The organism is Bordetella hinzii LMG 13501, assembly GCF_001548475.1.
Lineage (GTDB): Bacteria > Pseudomonadota > Gammaproteobacteria > Burkholderiales > Burkholderiaceae_B > Bordetella > Bordetella hinzii.
The window spans coordinates 1-17,083 of sequence record NZ_LRUJ01000026.1 but is presented as its reverse complement, the minus strand read 5'-3'; the positions used below and the strand labels follow the sequence as shown (position 1 = coordinate 17,083).

General features: G+C 66.9%; 17 protein-coding genes. 10 read left to right on the top strand and 7 right to left on the bottom strand.

Going from position 1 to position 17,083, the window contains the following annotated elements; all coding sequences use genetic code 11:
• Positions 1–45: 45 nt before the first annotated feature.
• From AXA74_RS16255 to AXA74_RS16240, 4 genes are read left to right on the top strand one after another with little or no spacing between them, the layout of a single operon-like run.
• Positions 46–1,251 (top strand): ABC transporter substrate-binding protein, encoded by a 1,206-nt coding sequence (locus tag AXA74_RS16255; protein WP_029580897.1) that lies wholly within the window; start codon positions 46–48, stop codon positions 1,249–1,251.
• A gap of 16 nt (positions 1,252–1,267) precedes the next feature.
• The gene (locus AXA74_RS16250) at positions 1,268–3,157 is read left to right on the top strand and encodes an ABC transporter permease (protein ID WP_029580898.1); all 1,890 of its coding nucleotides are present in this window, start codon (positions 1,268–1,270) and stop codon (positions 3,155–3,157) included.
• Positions 3,157–3,921, top strand: a complete 765-nt coding sequence (locus AXA74_RS16245; RefSeq protein ID WP_032956101.1) for an ABC transporter ATP-binding protein — start codon at positions 3,157–3,159, stop codon at positions 3,919–3,921. Before AXA74_RS16250 ends, AXA74_RS16245 begins: the two co-directional genes overlap by 1 nt.
• The gene (locus tag AXA74_RS16240; RefSeq protein ID WP_032962687.1) at positions 3,918–4,646 is read left to right on the top strand and encodes an ABC transporter ATP-binding protein; all 729 of its coding nucleotides are present in this window, start codon (positions 3,918–3,920) and stop codon (positions 4,644–4,646) included. The genes AXA74_RS16245 and AXA74_RS16240 overlap by 4 nt, the downstream gene beginning before the upstream one ends.
• 1 nt (position 4,647) lies before the next feature.
• Here the strand turns inward: AXA74_RS16240 and yddG are convergent, their stop codons facing one another.
• Positions 4,648–5,556 carry an aromatic amino acid DMT transporter YddG gene (gene yddG, locus AXA74_RS16235; protein WP_032978493.1) on the bottom strand — a complete coding sequence of 303 codons (909 nt, stop codon included), beginning with the start codon at positions 5,554–5,556 and terminating at the stop codon, positions 4,648–4,650.
• A gap of 206 nt (positions 5,557–5,762) precedes the next feature.
• A complete protein-coding gene (locus AXA74_RS16230) occupies positions 5,763–6,092 on the bottom strand; it encodes a DUF4148 domain-containing protein (RefSeq protein ID WP_029580902.1) in 330 nt (109 codons plus the stop codon).
• Between the two features lie 507 nt (positions 6,093–6,599).
• On the opposite strand from AXA74_RS16230, the gene AXA74_RS16225 reads away from it, so the two are divergent.
• The 6 genes from AXA74_RS16225 to AXA74_RS16205 all read left to right on the top strand — a co-directional run bounded on the left by AXA74_RS16225 (position 6,600) and on the right by AXA74_RS16205 (position 10,194).
• Positions 6,600–6,995 carry a hypothetical protein gene (locus tag AXA74_RS16225; RefSeq protein ID WP_169800083.1) on the top strand — a complete coding sequence of 132 codons (396 nt, stop codon included), beginning with the start codon at positions 6,600–6,602 and terminating at the stop codon, positions 6,993–6,995.
• Positions 6,996–7,011: 16 nt separating this feature from the next.
• Positions 7,012–7,185: a hypothetical protein gene (locus tag AXA74_RS24245; protein ID WP_155271634.1), complete on the top strand. Its 174-nt coding sequence runs from the start codon at positions 7,012–7,014 to the stop codon at positions 7,183–7,185.
• A 102-nt stretch (positions 7,186–7,287) separates the two neighbouring features.
• Positions 7,288–7,866, top strand: coding sequence for a YceI family protein (locus AXA74_RS16220; RefSeq protein WP_032956029.1), 579 nt, complete (start codon positions 7,288–7,290; stop codon positions 7,864–7,866).
• A gap of 97 nt (positions 7,867–7,963) precedes the next feature.
• Positions 7,964–8,752 carry an amino acid ABC transporter substrate-binding protein gene (locus AXA74_RS16215; RefSeq protein ID WP_029580905.1) on the top strand — a complete coding sequence of 263 codons (789 nt, stop codon included), beginning with the start codon at positions 7,964–7,966 and terminating at the stop codon, positions 8,750–8,752.
• Between the two features lie 28 nt (positions 8,753–8,780).
• Positions 8,781–9,434 (top strand): amino acid ABC transporter permease, encoded by a 654-nt coding sequence (locus tag AXA74_RS16210; RefSeq protein WP_029580906.1) that lies wholly within the window; start codon positions 8,781–8,783, stop codon positions 9,432–9,434.
• 7 nt (positions 9,435–9,441) lie between these two features.
• The gene (locus tag AXA74_RS16205; RefSeq protein ID WP_029580907.1) at positions 9,442–10,194 is read left to right on the top strand and encodes an amino acid ABC transporter ATP-binding protein; all 753 of its coding nucleotides are present in this window, start codon (positions 9,442–9,444) and stop codon (positions 10,192–10,194) included.
• A 127-nt stretch (positions 10,195–10,321) separates the two neighbouring features.
• Here AXA74_RS16205 and AXA74_RS16200 read toward each other — a convergent pair whose 3' ends face one another.
• From AXA74_RS16200 to AXA74_RS16180, 5 genes are all read right to left on the bottom strand, one after another.
• Positions 10,322–11,839, bottom strand: a complete 1,518-nt coding sequence (locus AXA74_RS16200) for a tripartite tricarboxylate transporter permease (RefSeq protein WP_032956025.1) — start codon at positions 11,837–11,839, stop codon at positions 10,322–10,324.
• A 7-nt stretch (positions 11,840–11,846) separates the two neighbouring features.
• On the bottom strand, positions 11,847–12,311 hold the full coding sequence (locus AXA74_RS16195; RefSeq protein ID WP_029580909.1) for a tripartite tricarboxylate transporter TctB family protein: 465 nt from the start codon (positions 12,309–12,311) through the stop codon (positions 11,847–11,849).
• 276 nt (positions 12,312–12,587) lie between these two features.
• Entirely contained in the window at positions 12,588–14,816 is a 2,229-nt protein-coding gene (locus AXA74_RS16190) for an NADP-dependent isocitrate dehydrogenase (RefSeq protein ID WP_029580910.1), read from the bottom strand.
• A gap of 309 nt (positions 14,817–15,125) precedes the next feature.
• On the bottom strand, positions 15,126–15,749 hold the full coding sequence (locus AXA74_RS16185) for an N-acetyltransferase (RefSeq protein WP_185843337.1): 624 nt from the start codon (positions 15,747–15,749) through the stop codon (positions 15,126–15,128).
• Positions 15,746–16,630, bottom strand: a complete 885-nt coding sequence (locus tag AXA74_RS16180; RefSeq protein WP_032978502.1) for a hypothetical protein — start codon at positions 16,628–16,630, stop codon at positions 15,746–15,748. Before AXA74_RS16180 ends, AXA74_RS16185 begins: the two co-directional genes overlap by 4 nt.
• Between the last annotated feature and the right edge of the window lie 453 nt (positions 16,631–17,083).

The window sequence follows — 17,083 nt, the reverse complement described above, 5'->3', positions numbered from 1 at the left end:
GTGGCTCGCGCGGCGGCGCGCATCACAATCACGATGGGGAATATCATGAAGGTTTGCTTGGGCGGCGTCCGGCTGCTGATGGCAGCGGGCTTGACGGCCCTGGGCGCGGCCGCGGCCGCGCAGGGCACGATCCGGATCGGCGAGATCAACAGCTACAAGGCGCAGCCCGCTTTTCTGGAGCCGTATAAAAAAGGCATGCAGCTGGCGGTGGACGAGGTCAACGCGGCCGGCGGCATCGGCGGCAAGCCGCTCGAACTGGTGATCCGCGACGACAACGCCAATCCAGGCGACGCCGTGCGCGCGGCCGAAGAGCTGTTCTCGCGCGAGAAGGTCGATGTGCTGACCGGCTCTTTCCTGTCGCATATTGGCCTGGCCTTGAGCGATTTCGCCCGCCAGAAAAAGGTGTTCTTCCTGGCCAGCGAGCCGCTGACCGACAAGATCGTCTGGCAGGACGGTAACCGCTATACCTACCGCCTGCGCACCTCGACCTATATGCAGGTGGCGATGCTGGTGCCCGAGGCCCTGAAGCTGAAGAAAAAGCGCTGGGCCATCGTCTATCCCAATTATGAGTACGGCCAGTCGGCCGTCGGCACGTTCAAGACGCTGATGAAGGCCGCGCAGCCAGACATCGAGTTCGTGACCGAACAGGCCGTGCCGCTGGGCAAGGTGGACGCGGGCAGCGTGGCCCAGGCCCTGGCCGATGCCAGGCCGGATGCCATTTTCAATGTGCTGTTCGCCACCGACGTGACGAAGTTCGTGCGCGAAGGAACCACGCGCGGGCTGTTCAAGGACAGGCCGGTGGTCAGTGTGCTGACCGGCGAGCCGGAGTATCTGGACACCTTCCGCGACGAGACGCCCGAAGGCTGGATCGTCACCGGCTACCCCTGGCAGTTCATCGACACGCCCGAGCACCAGGCTTTCCTGAAGGCCTATGAGGCCAAGTTCCACGATTATCCGCGCCTGGGGTCCGTGGTGGGCTATAGCGCCATCAAGTCGCTGGCCGAGGGCATGCGCCGCGCGGGTTCGACCGATACCGAGGCCATGATCAAGGCCTTCGCCGGCCTGAAACTCACCATCCCTTTCGGCCCGATCGAGTACCGGGCCTTGGACCATCAGTCCACCATGGGCGCCTATGTGGGCCGGCTGGCCTATAAGGACGGCAAAGGCATCATGACGGACTTCCGCTATGTGGATGGCGCCGCGGTGATGCCGCCGGACGACGAAGTGCGCAAGTTGCGCCGGGCGGACTGAGGCCGCGGCAAAGCCCATGGATGTAACGGGTTTCCTGGCGCAGCTGCTCAACGGACTGGCCGAGGCGTCTTCGCTGTTTCTGGTGGCGGCCGGGCTGTCGCTGATCTTCGGGGTCACGCGGCTGGTCAATTTCGCGCACGGCTCGCTTTATATGCTGGGCGTGTATGTGGCCTATGCCCTGGTCGAGCGCATTGGCGGCGGCGCGCTGGGCTTCTGGTTCGGGGTGCTGGCCGCCGCCTTGGCCGTGGGGGCCCTGGGCGCGCTGATCGAGATTTTCCTGCTGCGCCGCATTTACCGCGCGCCGGAGCTCTTCCAGCTGCTGGCGACCTTCGCCCTGGTGCTGGTCATCAATGACGCCGCGCTCTGGCTCTGGGGCGCGGAGGACCTGCTGGGCCCGCGGGCGCCGGGCTTGAGCGGGGCGGTCGACCTGCTGGGCCGGCGCTATCCCGTCTACAACCTGGTCCTGATGGTGATCGGCCCCGTGGTGTTGGGGCTGTTGTGGCTGCTTTTGACCCGCAGCCGCTGGGGACGGCGGTTGCGCGCGGCCTCGCAGGACAGGGAAATGCTCGGCGCCCTGGGGGTGAACCAGGCTTGGCTATTCACGGGCGTGTTCGCGCTGGGCGCCATGCTGGCCGGCCTGGGCGGCGCGCTGCAGCTGCCGCGCGAACCGGCCAGCCTGAGCCTGGACCTGCGCATCATCGGCGATGCTTTCGTCGTCGTCGTGGTGGGCGGGATGGGGTCGCTGCCGGGCGCCTACGTGGCGGCCCTGCTGATCGCCGAGATCAAGGCCTTGTGCATCGGCCTGGGCACGGTGCAATGGCTGGGCATCAGCCTGTCGTTTTCCAAGCTGACGCTGGTGGTGGAGTTTTTGTTCATGGCCGCGGTGCTGGTCGTGCGGCCCTGGGGGCTGTTCGGCAAGCCGCAGGCGGCCGGCCGTGGCGCCGGGCCGGTGGAGGCGCCGCTGGCCTTCGCCTCGCCGCGCATGCTGGCCGTCTTTGCCGCCGTGCTGGCCGTCCTGGCGCTGTTGCCGCTGGCGGCCCAGGCGCTGCCCTACGCGGTGGTGCTGGCCCAGGACGTCCTGATCGCCGTGCTGTTTGCCGCCAGCCTGCACTTCATCATGGGGCCGGGCGGCATGCATTCCTTCGGCCACGCCGCCTATTTCGGGCTGGGCGCCTACGGCGCGGCGCTGCTGCTCAAGGCCGCCGCCTTGCCAATGGAGGCGGCGCTCCTGTTCGCGCCGTTGGCCGCGGGCCTGGGCGCCCTGGTCTTCGGCTGGTTCTGCGTGCGCCTGTCCGGCGTCTACCTCGCCATGCTGACCCTGGCATTCTCGCAAATCGTGTGGTCGGTGGTCTTCCAGTGGGATGCCTTCACGGGCGGCTCGAACGGCATGGTCGGCGTCTGGCCGGCCGATTGGCTGTCCGGCACGGCCTTCTACTATGCCGTCCTGGCGCTGGCCGGGCTGTCGCTGTGGGCCTTGCGCCACATCCTGTTTTCACCTTTCGGCTACGCCTTGCGCGCCGCGCGCGATTCGGCCCTGCGCGCCGAGGCCATCGGCATCGACGTCAGGCGGGTGCAGTGGGCCGCCTTCGTCGTGGCCGGCCTGTTCGGCGGGCTGGCCGGCGCGCTTTTCGCGTTTTCCAAGGGCAGTATTTCGCCGGACGTCATGGCCGTGGGCAAGTCGGTCGATGGCCTGGTCATGGTGCTGCTGGGCGGGGTGCAATCCCTGGCGGGCCCCATCGTGGGGGCGGCCAGCTTCACCTTTCTCCAGGATTACGTGATGCGCGCCACGGAATATTGGCGGGCGCTGTTCGGCGGCATCATCCTGCTGCTGGTCCTGGCCTTCCCGCAGGGCATCGCCGGGTTCTGCGGCCAGCTGGCGCGGCGCGGGCAGGGGGCGCGGCCATGATGCTGCGGGTGCGTGACCTGGCGGTGGCCTTTGGGGGCGTGCGCGCGGTCGACGGCGTGAGTTTCGATCTGCGGGCCGGCGAGCTCCTGGCCTTGATCGGGCCCAACGGCGCGGGCAAGTCCACCCTGTTCAACCTGGTGGGCGGGCAGCTGCGCGCAAGCGCCGGGTCGGTATGCCTGGACGGGCAGGAACTGCTTGGCCGCAAGCCGCGCGAGATCTGCCGGCTGGGCGTGGGGCGCACCTTCCAGGTCGCCGCCACGTTTGCCTCGCTCACGGTCGCCGAGAATGTGCAGATGGCGCTGCTGTCGCATCATGGCCAGGTCTTTGCCTTCGGGCGGGCGGCCGCCAGGCGCTACCGCGGCGAGGCGCTGGACTTGCTGGCCCAGGTGGGCATGGCCGAGCAGGCCGACCGTCCTTGCAGCGAGTTGGCCTATGGCGACGTCAAACGGGTCGAACTGGCCATCGCGCTGGGCGGCGACCCCAAGCTGCTGCTGATGGACGAGCCCACGGCCGGCATGGCGCCGGGCGAGCGGCAGGCCTTGATGGCGCTGACCAAGCGCCTTGTCGTGGAGCGCGGCCTGGCCGTGCTTTTCACCGAACACAGCATGGACGTGGTCTTCGCCTATGCCGACCGCATGATCGTGCTGGCGCGCGGGCGGCTCATCGCCCAGGGACAGGCCGAGGAAATCCGCCAGCATCCCAAGGTGCAGGAGGTGTATTTCGGCACCGGCCGGACGTTCGAAGCCGCGGGGGACGGCCAGTGAATACGCCCTTGCTTTCGGTGCGCGGGCTCGATGCCTGGTATGGCGCGGCCCACATCCTGTTCGGTGTCGACCTGCAGGTCGGCCGCGGCGAAGTGGTGGCCCTGATGGGACGCAATGGCGCGGGAAAGTCCACCACGATCAAGAGCATCATGGGCCTGGTCGCGCGGCGGCGCGGCGAGCTGCGTTTCATGGGCAGGGATATTGCTCCGCTCGCGCCGTATGAGGTGGCGCGCCTGGGCCTGGGCTATGTGCCCGAGGACAGGCGCATTTTCACGGACCTGAGCGTGGAGGAGAACCTCGATATGGGCCGCCAGCCGCCGCGCCGCTGGCCGGATGGCGGCGCGGCGCCGAATTGGCAGCCGCAGGACCTCTACGCCTTGTTTCCCAACCTGGGCGCCATGCCGCGGCGGCTGGGCGGCCAGATGAGCGGCGGCGAGCAGCAGATGCTGGCGGTGGCGCGCACGCTGATGGGCAATCCTTATCTGGTGCTGCTGGACGAGCCTTCGGAAGGGGTGGCGCCGGTCATCGTCGAGCAGATGGCGCAGATGATCCTGCGCCTGAAATCCCTGGGCGCCAGCATTCTGTTGTCGGAGCAGAACCTGCATTTTGCCGCCCTGGTGGCCGACCGCGCCTATGTGCTCGAGAAAGGCCAGATCCGCTTCGAGGGCAGCATGCGCGAACTGATCGCCGACGAGGCCGCGCGGCGTGCCTACTTGAGCGTGTGAATCAGGCGCGTGCCCGCGTGGCCTGCCAGCAGACCAGCGAGCCCAGCGTCACCATGGCCACGCCTTGCCAGAACGCCGCGCCGGGCTGTTGCTGCAGCCAGGCGGCGGCCAGCAGCGCCGAGAGCACCGGCGTGAAATAGGATGCCGCGGCGAGGAAGGCCATATTGCCTTTCTGTATGCCGTGGTTCCAGCAGCTATAGCCCGTGGCGACCAGCGCCCCCAGTATCAGCACCTGCCCGGCCGCGCCGGGATGGGACACCAGCGCGGCGAGCACATTGGCTTCGTCGCCCAGGCCATGATGGATCCACAACAGCGCGGCAGAGACCGTCAGGAACAGCGCCACGCCGTTTTCGCCGCGCCCGTAGCGGCGTGTAAGCACGGAATAGGCCGCCCACAGGCCGGCGGCCGCGAAGGCCAGGCCGTAGGCCAGCGGGTTGCCCGCGATATTGGCCTGCAGACGGGCAAACGACAGGGCCTGGCCCTCGCCTGTGATCCAGACAATGCCCAGAAAGGACAGCGCGGCGCCCGGCCACAGCAGCCAATTGCCGCGGGCCTGGCGCGCCAGCACGGCCACGACAATGGTCAGGCTGGGCCAAAGATAGTTGATCATCCCGAGTTCCAGCGATTCGGCCCGGGTATGCGCCAGGCCGATGGCCAGCGCCAGGCAGATTTCATAGGCGGCAAAGAGGGCGCCGCAGCCATACAGATAGACGGGATGAAAGCGCGAGAGGGCGGGCAGGCCGCGCACCAGGCAGACCAGCAGGGCGCTGGCGGTGAACAGGCAGGCCGCGCCGCCTGCCGGCCCCAGGGCTTCGGCGATGCTGCGTATCAGGCCGACGGCGGCGCTCCAGCACACAATGGCGAGCAGGCCGATGGCCGTGGCCCTGGACGGCGGGGAAGAGGAAGGCAAGAGACGACTCGGTGAATCCAGGCAAGCGCGCATAGTAGAGCAGATCGCCCAAAAAGAAACGCCGGCGGAGGAGCCGGCGTTTCCGGCCGGAGCGCGTCCGGCCAAGGCCGATGTTCTGGCCTTTTACTGCGCTGGACCGATGCTCTGGTCCAGGTACTGCGCGAGCCGTTGCTCTGGCTCGCTACTGCATCGCGCGTGGCTCGCGCTTAGTTGGCGTGGGGCGGGTAGTCCAGATCGCCGAAGGTGTAATCACCGTTGGCCTTGGCCTGGGCCAGCTCGTCCTTGACCTGCTGGCGCGTCTTGCCGGAGGTGCTCACGGCGGCGACGGGCGGGTAGTCGTTTTCACCGAAGGTGTATTGGCCGTTGGCCTTGGCCTGGGCCAGGTCTTCCTTCACCTGGGCGCTGCTCTTGGCCTGGTCTTGTTGGCCGTAGACGCCCTGGAAGGGGACGTTGTTGGGCTCGATGTTCTGCGAGGCATAGGCGCCGGCGCTCAACATGGCCATGGACATCAACAGGGCGGAAGTCAGGGTTTTCATAGCGGTTTCCTTTAGGTCTAGGTTCCTGGGAGCGGACCTGGCGGAGCTACCGTCAAAGTTCGTTTTTGTTTCCCAATGACTGCATTGTGCACTTGCATTGACCTAGGATAAACCCGGTAATCTTGAAAAGATTATTCCATTTATGGATGTAATAACTGTTTAGTCTGACTATTGAATCGATAGTAATGGAATTAGCCTGATCATTTCCAGGGGACGGATAACACATGCCTCATGCGCGGCGCTGCCTCTCGAAGGGGGCGTTTCGATTTCGAACAGAAACGCATGGATTCGCCCAGCCGCCCCAAGGCCCCGGACCGTCTGGCATGGCCGGGCCCGGCGGCCAGGCGCCGGCCTTTGGCCCTGGCGGCCGGATATGGCATAGTGGGGCTAACCCCTAGGTAACACGCTGGTTCCTGGGCGGTCGGCCCCGGCGCCGGCTGCCCCTCGCGGGCCGGGTCACCGGCCTATCCGTTTCCGCCCCGGAAACGTCCATAGAGGGAGGTCCATATGCATAAACGAATGCAATGCTGGCTGGGGGCCGCTTGCCTGGCCGCCGTATTGGGGCCGGCGCAGGCGCAGATCGCCACGCCGGCCGCGCCCGCCAAGCCGGCGCCACGCAGCGCCATCGTGGTCGACGGCAAGGGCTGGCTGGCGGCGTCCGACCTGGAGCGGCGCGCTTTCCTGGTCGGCGTGGCCAATATGATCGTGGCCGAGAACGCCTATGCCAAGCGGCGCAACCAGGATGAGCCCGGGGCGGCCAAGGCGATTACCGAGGCGGTCAGCGGCATGAATCTCTGGCAGTGGAGCGAGCGGGTGACCGCCTGGTATCGCGCCCATCCGGACAAGCAGTCCACGCCGGTCATGGGCGTCATCTGGCGCGATCTCGTCAAGCAGGCTCGTTGAGCAAGGAGGACAGACTATGAAGCGGAAAGCCAAATTCGCGGCGGCCCTCCTGGTGCTGGTGCTGGCCGGCTGCGCGACGGCCGCCGGCGGCCTGATCGGCGGAGGCGTGGACCGGGCCTCGGGCGGCGACGGCACGGCGGGCGCCATGATAGGCGCGGGCGCCGGCATGATGATCGATATCTTTGACTGAAAGCCGGTTTGACCCGGCGCAAGCCCCAGGGAACTTGTCTGACGATAAACTGAACCAAGAGCAAGGGCGGCCGCGGGGCCGCCCTCCCAACGAGGAGTCCGCATGAAATCCCTGGCTTTGGTGGCCGCCGGCCTGGCCTTCGCAATGCAAGCGGCGCAGGCCGCGCCCGTGACCTATGACATCGATCCTTCCCATACCTATCCGAGTTTCGAGGCCGACCATATGGGCGGGCTGTCGACATGGCGGGGCAAGTTCAATCGCTCCAGCGGGGTGATCGTGCTGGACCGCCAGGCCAGGAGCGGCACGGTCGACGTGACCGTGGAGATCGATTCGGTGGATTTCGGCCACGATGAGATGAACAAGCATGCCGTGGCGCCGGATATCTTCGATGCGCGGAAATACCCGACGGCCACCTTCAAGGGGCGGTTTACGGAATTTGACGGCGACAAGCCGGAGAAGGCGCGGGGCGAGCTCACGCTGCGCGGCGTCACGCGCACCGTGACGCTGGACATCGACGACTTCAAGTGCATGACGCATCCCATGGAGAAGCGCGAGGTCTGCGGCGCCGATGTGTCCACCGAGTTCAACCGGCGCGATTTCGGCTTGGATTTCGGGCTGGACATGGGTTTCAAGCCCGAGGTGGAGCTGAAGATCCAGGTCGAGGCCTTGCGTCGCCCGTAGCCGGGGCAGGGATGGGGCCGGACCGATATAATGGCGGATTCGGTCCGCTGCCGGAGCGTGGGGCTTCGGCGTTCATCCGTTTTTGCGCCCTATCCAAATGAAAAAACTCAGTGCTGTCTTGATGATGTCCGCCTTGCTCGCCGCCTGCGGCCAGAGCGATAACGCCCCGCAGGCCAGCGCGCCCGCCGCGGCCGTGGCCAAGAAGGTCGTGGTCGGCCTGGACGATAATTTCCCGCCCATGGGTTTCCGGGACGAGAAGAACCAGCTGGTGGGTTTTGACATCGACATGGCCAAGGAGGCCACCCGCCGCCTGGGCGTGGAGGTCGAGTTCAAGCCGATCGACTGGAGCGCCAAGGAGGCCGAGCTCAACGGCAAGCGCGTCGACGTGCTCTGGAACGGCTTGACCATCACCGAGGAGCGCAAGAAGAATATTGCCTTCACGGCGCCTTACATGGCCAATCACCAGATCATCCTGGTGGCCGCCAATTCGCCCATCAAGACTCGTGCCGACCTGGCGGGCCACGTCGTGGGCGCGCAAGACGGCAGCAGCGCCGTGGACGCCATCAAGAAAGACGAGGCCGTCTTCAAGAGCCTGAAAGAACTGAAGATGTTCGGCGACAACGTGACCGCGCTGATGGATCTGTCGGCCATGCGCCTGGACGCCGTGGTCGTCGATGAGGTGGTCGGCCGTTACCTGGCCTCCAAGCGCGAGGGGCAGTACCGCGTGCTGGAAGAGAACTTCGGCACCGAGGATTATGGCGTGGGCGTGCGCAAGGACGACACCGAGCTGCTGGGCAAGCTGGACAAGACCCTGGCCGAGATGAAGCAGGATGGCACCTCGGGCCGCATCGCCACCCAGTGGTTCGGCGCCGACATCATCAAATAAGGCCGGCGGGCGCGCGCCCGCTTACCGCATGGACTACGTCATATCCCTGTTGGGACCGATGGCCGAGGGGGCCAAGGTCACCCTCTCGCTGTTCTTCATTACCCTGGCCCTGGCCGTGCCCCTGGGCCTGGCCCTGGCGCTGGCGCGCATTTCCCAGTTCAAGCTGTTGTCCAGGCTGGTCAATGGCTATATCTGGCTGATGCGCGGCACGCCGCTGATGCTGCAGCTGCTGTTCATTTATTTTGCCTTGCCTTTCGTGCCGGTCGTCGGCGTGCGCCTGCCGGATTTCCCGGCCGCCATCGTGGCGTTCGCGCTCAACTATGCCGCGTATTTCGCCGAGATCTTCCGCGCGGGCATCCTGTCGGTGGACCGGGGGCAGTACGAGGGCAGCAAGGTGCTGGGCATGACGTATCTGCAGACACTGCGCCGCATCGTGCTGCCGCAGATGGTGCAGCGCGTGCTGCCGCCCATGAGCAACGAGACCATCACCCTGGTCAAGGACACCTCGCTCATCTACGTGCTCGCGCTTAACGACATCCTGCGCACGGCGCGCGGCATCGTGCAGCGCGATTTCAGCACTACGCCCTTCCTGGTGGCGGCGGCCTTCTATCTCATCATGACGCTGGTGCTGACCTGGTTCTTCCAGCACCTGGAAAAACGCTATGCCAAGTACGACGAATAGCCCGCCCATGATCCGCGCCCAAGGCATCGTCAAGTCCTTTGGCGCGGCCAGGGTGCTCGATGGGGTGTCGCTGACCCTGCAGAAAGGCGAGGTCGTGGCCGTGATCGGTCCGTCCGGCTCGGGCAAGAGCACCTTCCTGCGCTGCCTGAATCACCTGGAGACCATCGACGAAGGCAGCATCGAGGTCGAGGGCGAGGCGCTCGCGCGCGCCGTGCCGGGCGGAAGAAGCCAGTATGCCGCGGACGCCGAGGTGCGCCGCATCTGCCGCAAGATGGGCATGGTGTTCCAGTCGTTCAATCTGTTTCCGCACATGACGGTGCTGCAGAATGTGATCGAGGCGCCCATGACGGTCAAGGGCATGAAGCGCGACGCCATCGTGCCCAAGGCCGAGGAACTGTTGCGCAAGGTGGGCTTGATCAACAAGCGCGACAACTACCCGGGGCGGCTGTCGGGCGGCCAGAAGCAGCGCGTGGCCATCGCGCGGGCGCTGGCCATGGAGCCTGACATCATGCTCTTTGACGAGCCGACCTCGGCCCTGGATCCGGAGCTGACGGTGGAGGTCCTGCGCACCATGCGCCAGCTGGCCGAAGAGCATATGACCATGCTGGTGGTCACGCACGAGATGGGCTTTGCGCGCGAAGTGGCGCACCGGGTGATTTTCATGGACCAGGGCCGCATCGTCGAGGAGGCTGCGGCGCACGCCTTCTTCGACGCGCCGCAGCAGTCGCGCACCAAGGCCTTCCTGGGGCAGATGCTCTGAGGCGCGCCGGCGGATGCCGTAATCGACCGCCTCGTGGCGGGATCCACGCGAAAAAAAACGCTCCCTGAGGAGCGCTTGAAAAGCCGTCCCTGCGCGCAGGGACGGCGACCGCAAGGTGTCAGGGTTTTCAGCCTTGCAAGGCCAGCTCCTTGCGGCGCTGGTGCTGGCGCAGGGCCGAGACGGCGAGCAACGCGATCAAGGCGGCGCAGGCCAGGATAAAGCCCAGGCTGATCGGGCGGGTGACAAAGACCGACAGCTCGCCACGCGACAGCAGCAGGGCGCGGCGGAAGTTTTCTTCCACCATGGGGCCCAGCACGAAGCCCAGCAACAGCGGCGCGGGCTCGAAGCGCAGGCGCATGAGCAAGTAGCCGGCCACCCCGAAGAAGGTCACCATGCCGACGTCGAAGAGGTTGTTGTTGGTGCTGTAGACCCCCACGCAGACGAAGAACAGGGCCGCCGGGAAGAGATAGCGGAAAGGCACGGTCAGCATGCGCACCCACATGCCGATCAGCGGCAGGTTGAGCAGGAGCAGCAGGACGTTGCCGACCCAGAAGCTGGCGATCAGGCCCCAGAACATGTCGGCATGCTCGACCATCATCTGAGGACCCGGCTGGATGCCGTGGATGATGAGCGCGCCCAGCATCAGCGCCATGACAGGGTCGCCGGGGATGCCCAGGCTCATGGTGGGGATGAAGCTGGTCTGGGTGGATGCGCTGGTGGCGGCTTCCGGGCCCGCGATGCCTTCGATGGCGCCGCGGCCGAAGCGCTGCGGTTCGCGCGCCACTTTTTTCTCGGTGGCGTAGGAGATGAAGGAGGCGATCGTGGGGCCCGTGCCCGGCAGGATGCCGAAGGCCGCGCCGATGGCCGTGCCGCGCACCAGCGCGCCGCGCGACTGCTTGATGTCGCCGGGCTGGGGGCGCATGGCGCTCATGCTGATCTTGGTGGTCGCGACGCTGCCGCCGTCGCCGATGCGGTTGATGTTCTTCAGGAAGTCCGCGACGCCGAACAGGCCCATGGCCAGCGCGACGATCTGCAGCCCGTCGCTGAGCTCCAGGATGCCGAAGTGAAAGCGCATGGTGCCGGTATTGACGTCGGTGCCGACCACGCCCAACAGCAGGCCCACGACCACCATGGCCACGCCCTTGAGCGCGGAGCCCTTGGCCAGCGTGGCGCCGGCCAGCAGCCCGAGCATCATCATCGAGAAGTATTCGGCCGGGCCGAACTTGAAGGCCACGTCCACCAGCATGGGCGAGAACAGAATCATCGCCAGGATGCCCACCGATGCGCCGCAGAAGGACGAGAACATCAGCATGAACAGCGCCGAGCCGGCTTTGCCATTGCGCGCCAGCGGATTGCCGTCCAGGCAGGCGACCGCGTGCGAGGCCGTGCCGGGCAGGTTGAGCATGATGGACGTGATGCCGCCGCCATACTGCGATCCGTAGTAGATGCCGGACAGCATGACCAGGGCCGCCGTGGGCGTCATGGTGTAGGTCAGCGGCAGCAGGATGGAGATGGCGGCCAGCACGCCCATGCCGGGCAGCACGCCGATCAGGTTGCCCATGAACACGCCGAAGACTGCCCAGAGCAGGTTGTCCAGGGCGAAGGCCACACTGAAGCCGTGGGCCAGGTTGTTGAGGATTTCCATGTTGTGCTCAGCCCCAGCGGAACAGCGGGAACTGCAGCTGCAGGCCCCAGGAGAAAATGGCGACGCCCAGGAGGGTCACGCCGACGGCAAGGAGGGCCGCGCTCTTGATGGTGTGCTGGCGGTCGCCGAGCGCGGAGATGAAGACCAGCCCCAGCGTGGCGGGCACGAGGCCGCCGTACTGGCCCAGCAGCATGAAGGCGGCCAGGCCGCCAGTGATGCAGCCCCAGCCGCGCCATTGGGGGGGCGCCTGGTGTTCGGCGGCCTCCGCGGGGTCTTCTTCCGGGCTGCGGGCGATGGCCAGGCCCAGCAGCGCCAGCAACACGCCCAGAATGGCGGGGAACAGGCCGGGGCCCATCCGGGCCAGTGTTCCGAGCTGGTAGGTGGTGGCCAGGGCGAAGGCGCCCAATCCCAACACGATCATGGTTCCGCCTGCCACCCACTCCCGGCGGGCAGGCCTTGGCTCTTGCTGCATCCTCGTCTCTCCTCTTGCTTGGCTGACGGACGTCTTAAGCCAAGCTGACGTTAGGTTGAAAAGGCGTGCAGTCTAAAAGCCGAAACTTCCGTTCCGCTTTCAATCAGTGCCTAATTGACGGCAATTTACGGGAAAATACCTATAACTTTCATTCAGCTTTCTTTCAGGTTTCGGGCGGGAAAGCCCGCGTGCAAAGACGTGAAGGGCGGCGCCGAAAAACACGGCGCAAAAAAAAGCGGCCCGAGGGCCGCTTTGGGGTCATGCCGAGAGTGTTCTTCAGGCGATGGAGGCCAGGATGCTGTTGAGCGTGGCGCTCGGGCGCATGGCCTGGCTGGCCTTGTCGGCGTTGGGCTGGTAGTAGCCGCCGATGTCGACCGGCTTGCCTTGGGCCGCCTTCAGCTCGTCGAGGATCTTGGCTTCATTGGCGGCCAGGGCGGCGGCGGCCGGCGCGAACAGCGCGGCCAGTTCCTTGTCTTCGGTCTGTTCGGCCACGGCCTGGGCCCAGTACATGCCCAGGTAGTAGTGGCTGCCGCGGTTGTCCAGGCCGCCGACCTTGCGATCGGGGGACTTGTTGGTGTCCAGGAACTTGCCGGTGGCCTGGTCCAGGGTCTTGGCCAGCACGCGGGCGCGGGCATTGCCATAGGTGGTGCCCAGGTGATCCAGCGACTCGGCCAGGGCCATGAATTCGCCCAGCGAGTCCCAGCGCAGGAAGCCTTCTTCGAGGAATTGCTGCACGTGCTTGGGCGCCGAACCGCCCGCGCCGGTCTCGAACAGCGCGCCGCCGGCCATCAGCGGAACGATGGACAGCATCTTGGCGCTGGTGCCCAGCTCCATGATGGGGAAGAGGTCGGTCAGGTAGTCGCGCAGCACGTTGCCGGTCACCGAGATGGTGTCCTGGCCGGCGCGGATGCGTTCGAGCGACAGCTTGGTGGCCTCGACGGGCGACAGGATGCGCAGATCCAGGCCGTTGGTGTCGTGGTCCTTCAGGTAGCGCTTGACCTTGGCGATGAGCTGCGCGTCGTGCGCGCGGTTCTCGTCGAGCCAGAACACGGCCGGCGTGCTGGTGGCGCGGGCGCGGGCAACGGCCAGCTTGACCCAGTCCTGGATGGCGGCGTCCTTGGTCTGGCACATGCGCCAGATGTCGCCGGCTTCGACGGGCTGCTCCAGCAGCACGGCGCCGCTGGCGTCGAGCACGCGCACCACGCCATTGGACGGGATGATGAAGGTCTTGTTGTGCGAACCGTATTCTTCGGCGGCCTGGGCCATCAGGCCCACGTTGGGCACGCTGCCCATGGTGACCGGGTCGAAGGCGCCGTTGCGCTTGCAGTCCTCGATGACGGCCTGGTAGACGCCGGCATAGGAGCGGTCGGGAATGACGGCCTTGGCGTCTTCGAGCTGGCCGGCGGCATTCCACATCTTGCCGGAGTCGCGGATCATGGCCGGCATGGAGGCGTCGACGATGACGTCGCTGGGCACGTGCAGGTTGGTGATGCCCTTGTCGGAGTTGACCATGGCCAGCGCCGGCTGCGTCTTGTACAGGGCCTCGATGTCGGCCTTGATGGCGGCTTGCTGGTCGGCGGGCAGGCTGCCCAGCTTGGCGTAGAGGTCGCCGATGCCGTTGTTGGGATCGAAGCCGGCCTGCTTGAGGGCGTCGGCGTGCTTGGTCAGCACGTCCTTGTAGAAGACCGAGACCACGTGGCCGAAGATGACCGGGTCCGAGACCTTCATCATGGTGGCCTTCAGGTGGACGGAGAACAGCACGCCTTGTTTCTTGGCGTCGTCGATCTGGGCCTGCAGGAAGCTGCGCAGCTTGCCGGTGGACAGCACGGCGGCATCGATGACTTCGCCGGCCTTGACGGCGACCTTGTCCTTCAGGACGGTCTTCTTGCCGTCGGCGGCGGTCAGTTCGATGGACAGATCGCCGGCGGCGGCGATGGTGGTGGATTTTTCGGAGCCGTAGAAGTCGCCGCTATCCATGCTGGCGACATGCGACTTGGAGCCGGCCGACCAGGCGCCCATCTTGTGGGGGTGCTTGCGGGCGTAGTTCTTGACCGACAGCGGCGCGCGGCGGTCGGAATTGCCTTCGCGCAGGACCGGGTTGACGGCGCTGCCCTTGACCTTGTCGTAGCGGGCCTTGATGTCGCGCTCGGCGTCGGTCTTGGGCTCGTCCGGGTAGTCGGGCAGCTTGTAGCCCTGGGCCTGCAGTTCTTTGATGGCGGCCTTGAGCTGGGGCATGGAGGCGCTGATGTTGGGCAGCTTGATGATGTTGGCTTCCGGCTTGAGCGCCAGCGCGCCCAGCTCGGAGAGCGCATCGCCGATGCGTTGGGCATCGGTCAGGAATTCGGGGAATACGGCGATGATGCGGCCAGCCAGCGAGATGTCGCGGGTTTCGACCGTGATGCCGGCGGGCTTGGCGAAGGTCTGGATGATGGGCAGCAGCGAACGGGTGGCCAGGGCCGGGGCTTCGTCGGTGAAGGTATAGATAATCTTCGGAGTGTTAGACATAGTCTTTTTGACTGCCCGTGTGCGCTGCGCGCATCCGGACATACTTTGCGCAATACGCTGTAGAGTTTGTCGGGAGTGTTAAGCAGGTCGACGCGCCGCCGCTAACCGCCGCGGATCGAGCGGCGCGCGCTTGGCCGCTCCGGCGGGAGCGGAAAAGCGGGCGCCTCCCGTCTGAACGGGCAGCGTCGTCCCTTCCATGCCGGCACGCGCTTCCTTTATTGGGTTGGAGAGCTGCGGGGCCGCCACATCTGCCGATTGTAATACCTGCGCCGCGCTCGCGCGCGGCCAGCCCCGCCGGGCCGGCCAGCCTCAGGGACGGATACCGGCGCGTGGCGCGGGCTGCCGGCGCCGGCCGGACTGCGCCTGGCCGCGCCGCGGCGTCAGGCGCAGCAGGGTTTCAAGCGTCCAGCCCCGGCCGCAGAGGACGCGCCGGGTGTGCAGGTCGTCCAGGGTCGCCGGGTCCGGACGGCACGGCAGGCCGTAAAGGCGCTTGTCGGCGACGCGGACATAGCCGGACTCATGGCGGGCGGCCAGGGACTGCCACAGTGCGTGGGCCCCCGGCGACTGGCGCGCGCCGCTCATGAGGCAATAGCCGGCTTGCAGCTCGCGCTGGTAGAGGCTGGCGGCCAGGCCGCGGCGCTGGTAGGCGGCGCGCAGGCGGGCGTGCGGCGAGCGCAACACCGCGTCGATGCGCCGGTTGACCTCGATGAGGCGGTTGAAGATGATGCAGCCCGCCAGCAGGCCGCGGTCCGCATCCTCGATATAGAAAAAGAATTCGCCATCGGCCTCCTGGCGCCAGACCCGCAGGGGCGCGGGCAGGATCGCGGGCAGGGCCAGGGACGGGTCCAGCCGCCCGGCGTCGCGCAGCCGGGTTTCCAGGGCGTCCAGTTCGGTCTCGACGGTGGCGATATCCCAATGCACATCGATTCTCATGCCGCCTGTCCCAGGCCGGGCAGGGGGCCGGCCCACCAGCCGCTGCGCAGCTCGCGCGGCGGCCGGTTGGCGTGCACGCGCGCGCTGGATTCCCAGGCGTGTTCGCAGACTTCCACGCCGGCATAGACGCCATAGCCGTCGCCGGCCTGGATGCGGCCTTCGGCCGCCAGGCTTTCGCCGGCGCGGATACTGCCCTCGGCCAGGATGTCGCCGCGCGCCTTGATGCCCCAGCCCGCGCCCAGATGGCCGCCGGCGCGCACATCGGCGCCGCACTCGATGCCATGCCCGGCCTGCAGGCGCTGGGCCGCGTCGATGCCGCCGCCGGCGCGCAGGCCTTTGGCGCAATAGAAATCGTCCAGCGCGGTGAGCGATTCGCCCACGATGCAGTCGCCGCCCACCTCGGCCGCGCCGCGGCACAGCAGTTCCCAGCCGGCGCGCAGGGCTTCGCAGGCCAGTTCGGCGCCGGTTTCGATATTCCATTCGGCCTGGATGAGGCCGCCTGCCTGCAGCTTGCCTTCGGCGCGCAGCGAGGCGCCGCATTTGATGTCGCCGCCGGCGACGATGGCGCCGCCGCAGGTGATGCCGTCGCCGGCGTGGATGTCGCGGCCGGCGCGCACGAGGCTGCCGGCCTCGATGCCGCCGCGCACGCGGATGGTGCCGGCAAAGACCAGGGCCTCGGCATTGACGTGGTCCAGGGTGAGGACGGCGTCGGTGGGACCGAACTGGTCAAGCAGCCAGCCGGCGTCGTTGACGCGGCCGTCGGCCACCAGCGCGTCGAGCAGTTCCTGGTAGCTGCTGTCCTGGCGGGCATTGCGGACGTACCAGCGAAAGCCGTCCGCGCAGGGTTGTTTGGCCTTGATGAAGGCCTTGGTGATGTCCATGCGTATTCCTACCGCCCGCCTCGGGGCGGGACGACACGCGCGCCGGCGAGGGCACGCGGCTGGGCGCGGGCTATGCCCGACGACCTGGAGGAAATGCGCTGTTAGGGGAGGGTGCTGAGGTCGCCGGGCTTAATCATCTGCGGCGAGGGTGGGCGTGGTGCCAGCCTGGCGGCCACGCAGCAGCGCGCCGCGCAGCAGGGCGGGCGTGCAATCAAAGCGGGCGGCATACACGAGACGGGTCATGGCCCGGCATTGTACAAGGCCGCGCCGGAAAGTGCAGCCGCGCCGTTTGGCCAAGCCAAGGGCGCGCTTGGCATAATCGCGGCATTCGCACCGCGGGAGTTGTCATGATCGATGCCTGGGATCGCCGTCGTTTTCTTGGCCTGGCCGGCGCTTCGGCCGCGCTGGCCCTGGCCGGCTGCGCGGCCCGGCCGGCGCGCGCGCCGCGCGCCG

Coding starts and splice junctions, on each gene's coding strand:
- AXA74_RS16255 (WP_029580897.1), top strand. CDS start 46: ATGAAGGTTTGCTTGGGCGGCGTCCGGCTGCTGATGGCAGCGGGCTTG.
- AXA74_RS16250 (WP_029580898.1), top strand. CDS start 1,268: ATGGATGTAACGGGTTTCCTGGCGCAGCTGCTCAACGGACTGGCCGAG.
- AXA74_RS16245 (WP_032956101.1), top strand. CDS start 3,157: ATGCTGCGGGTGCGTGACCTGGCGGTGGCCTTTGGGGGCGTGCGCGCG.
- AXA74_RS16230 (WP_029580902.1), bottom strand. CDS start 6,092: ATGAAAACCCTGACTTCCGCCCTGTTGATGTCCATGGCCATGTTGAGC.
- AXA74_RS16225 (WP_169800083.1), top strand. CDS start 6,600: ATGCATAAACGAATGCAATGCTGGCTGGGGGCCGCTTGCCTGGCCGCC.
- AXA74_RS24245 (WP_155271634.1), top strand. CDS start 7,012: ATGAAGCGGAAAGCCAAATTCGCGGCGGCCCTCCTGGTGCTGGTGCTG.
- AXA74_RS16220 (WP_032956029.1), top strand. CDS start 7,288: ATGAAATCCCTGGCTTTGGTGGCCGCCGGCCTGGCCTTCGCAATGCAA.
- AXA74_RS16215 (WP_029580905.1), top strand. CDS start 7,964: ATGAAAAAACTCAGTGCTGTCTTGATGATGTCCGCCTTGCTCGCCGCC.
- AXA74_RS16210 (WP_029580906.1), top strand. CDS start 8,781: ATGGACTACGTCATATCCCTGTTGGGACCGATGGCCGAGGGGGCCAAG.
- AXA74_RS16205 (WP_029580907.1), top strand. CDS start 9,442: ATGATCCGCGCCCAAGGCATCGTCAAGTCCTTTGGCGCGGCCAGGGTG.
- AXA74_RS16200 (WP_032956025.1), bottom strand. CDS start 11,839: ATGGAAATCCTCAACAACCTGGCCCACGGCTTCAGTGTGGCCTTCGCC.
- AXA74_RS16195 (WP_029580909.1), bottom strand. CDS start 12,311: ATGCAGCAAGAGCCAAGGCCTGCCCGCCGGGAGTGGGTGGCAGGCGGA.
- AXA74_RS16190 (WP_029580910.1), bottom strand. CDS start 14,816: ATGTCTAACACTCCGAAGATTATCTATACCTTCACCGACGAAGCCCCG.
- AXA74_RS16185 (WP_185843337.1), bottom strand. CDS start 15,749: ATGAGAATCGATGTGCATTGGGATATCGCCACCGTCGAGACCGAACTG.
- AXA74_RS16180 (WP_032978502.1), bottom strand. CDS start 16,630: ATGGACATCACCAAGGCCTTCATCAAGGCCAAACAACCCTGCGCGGAC.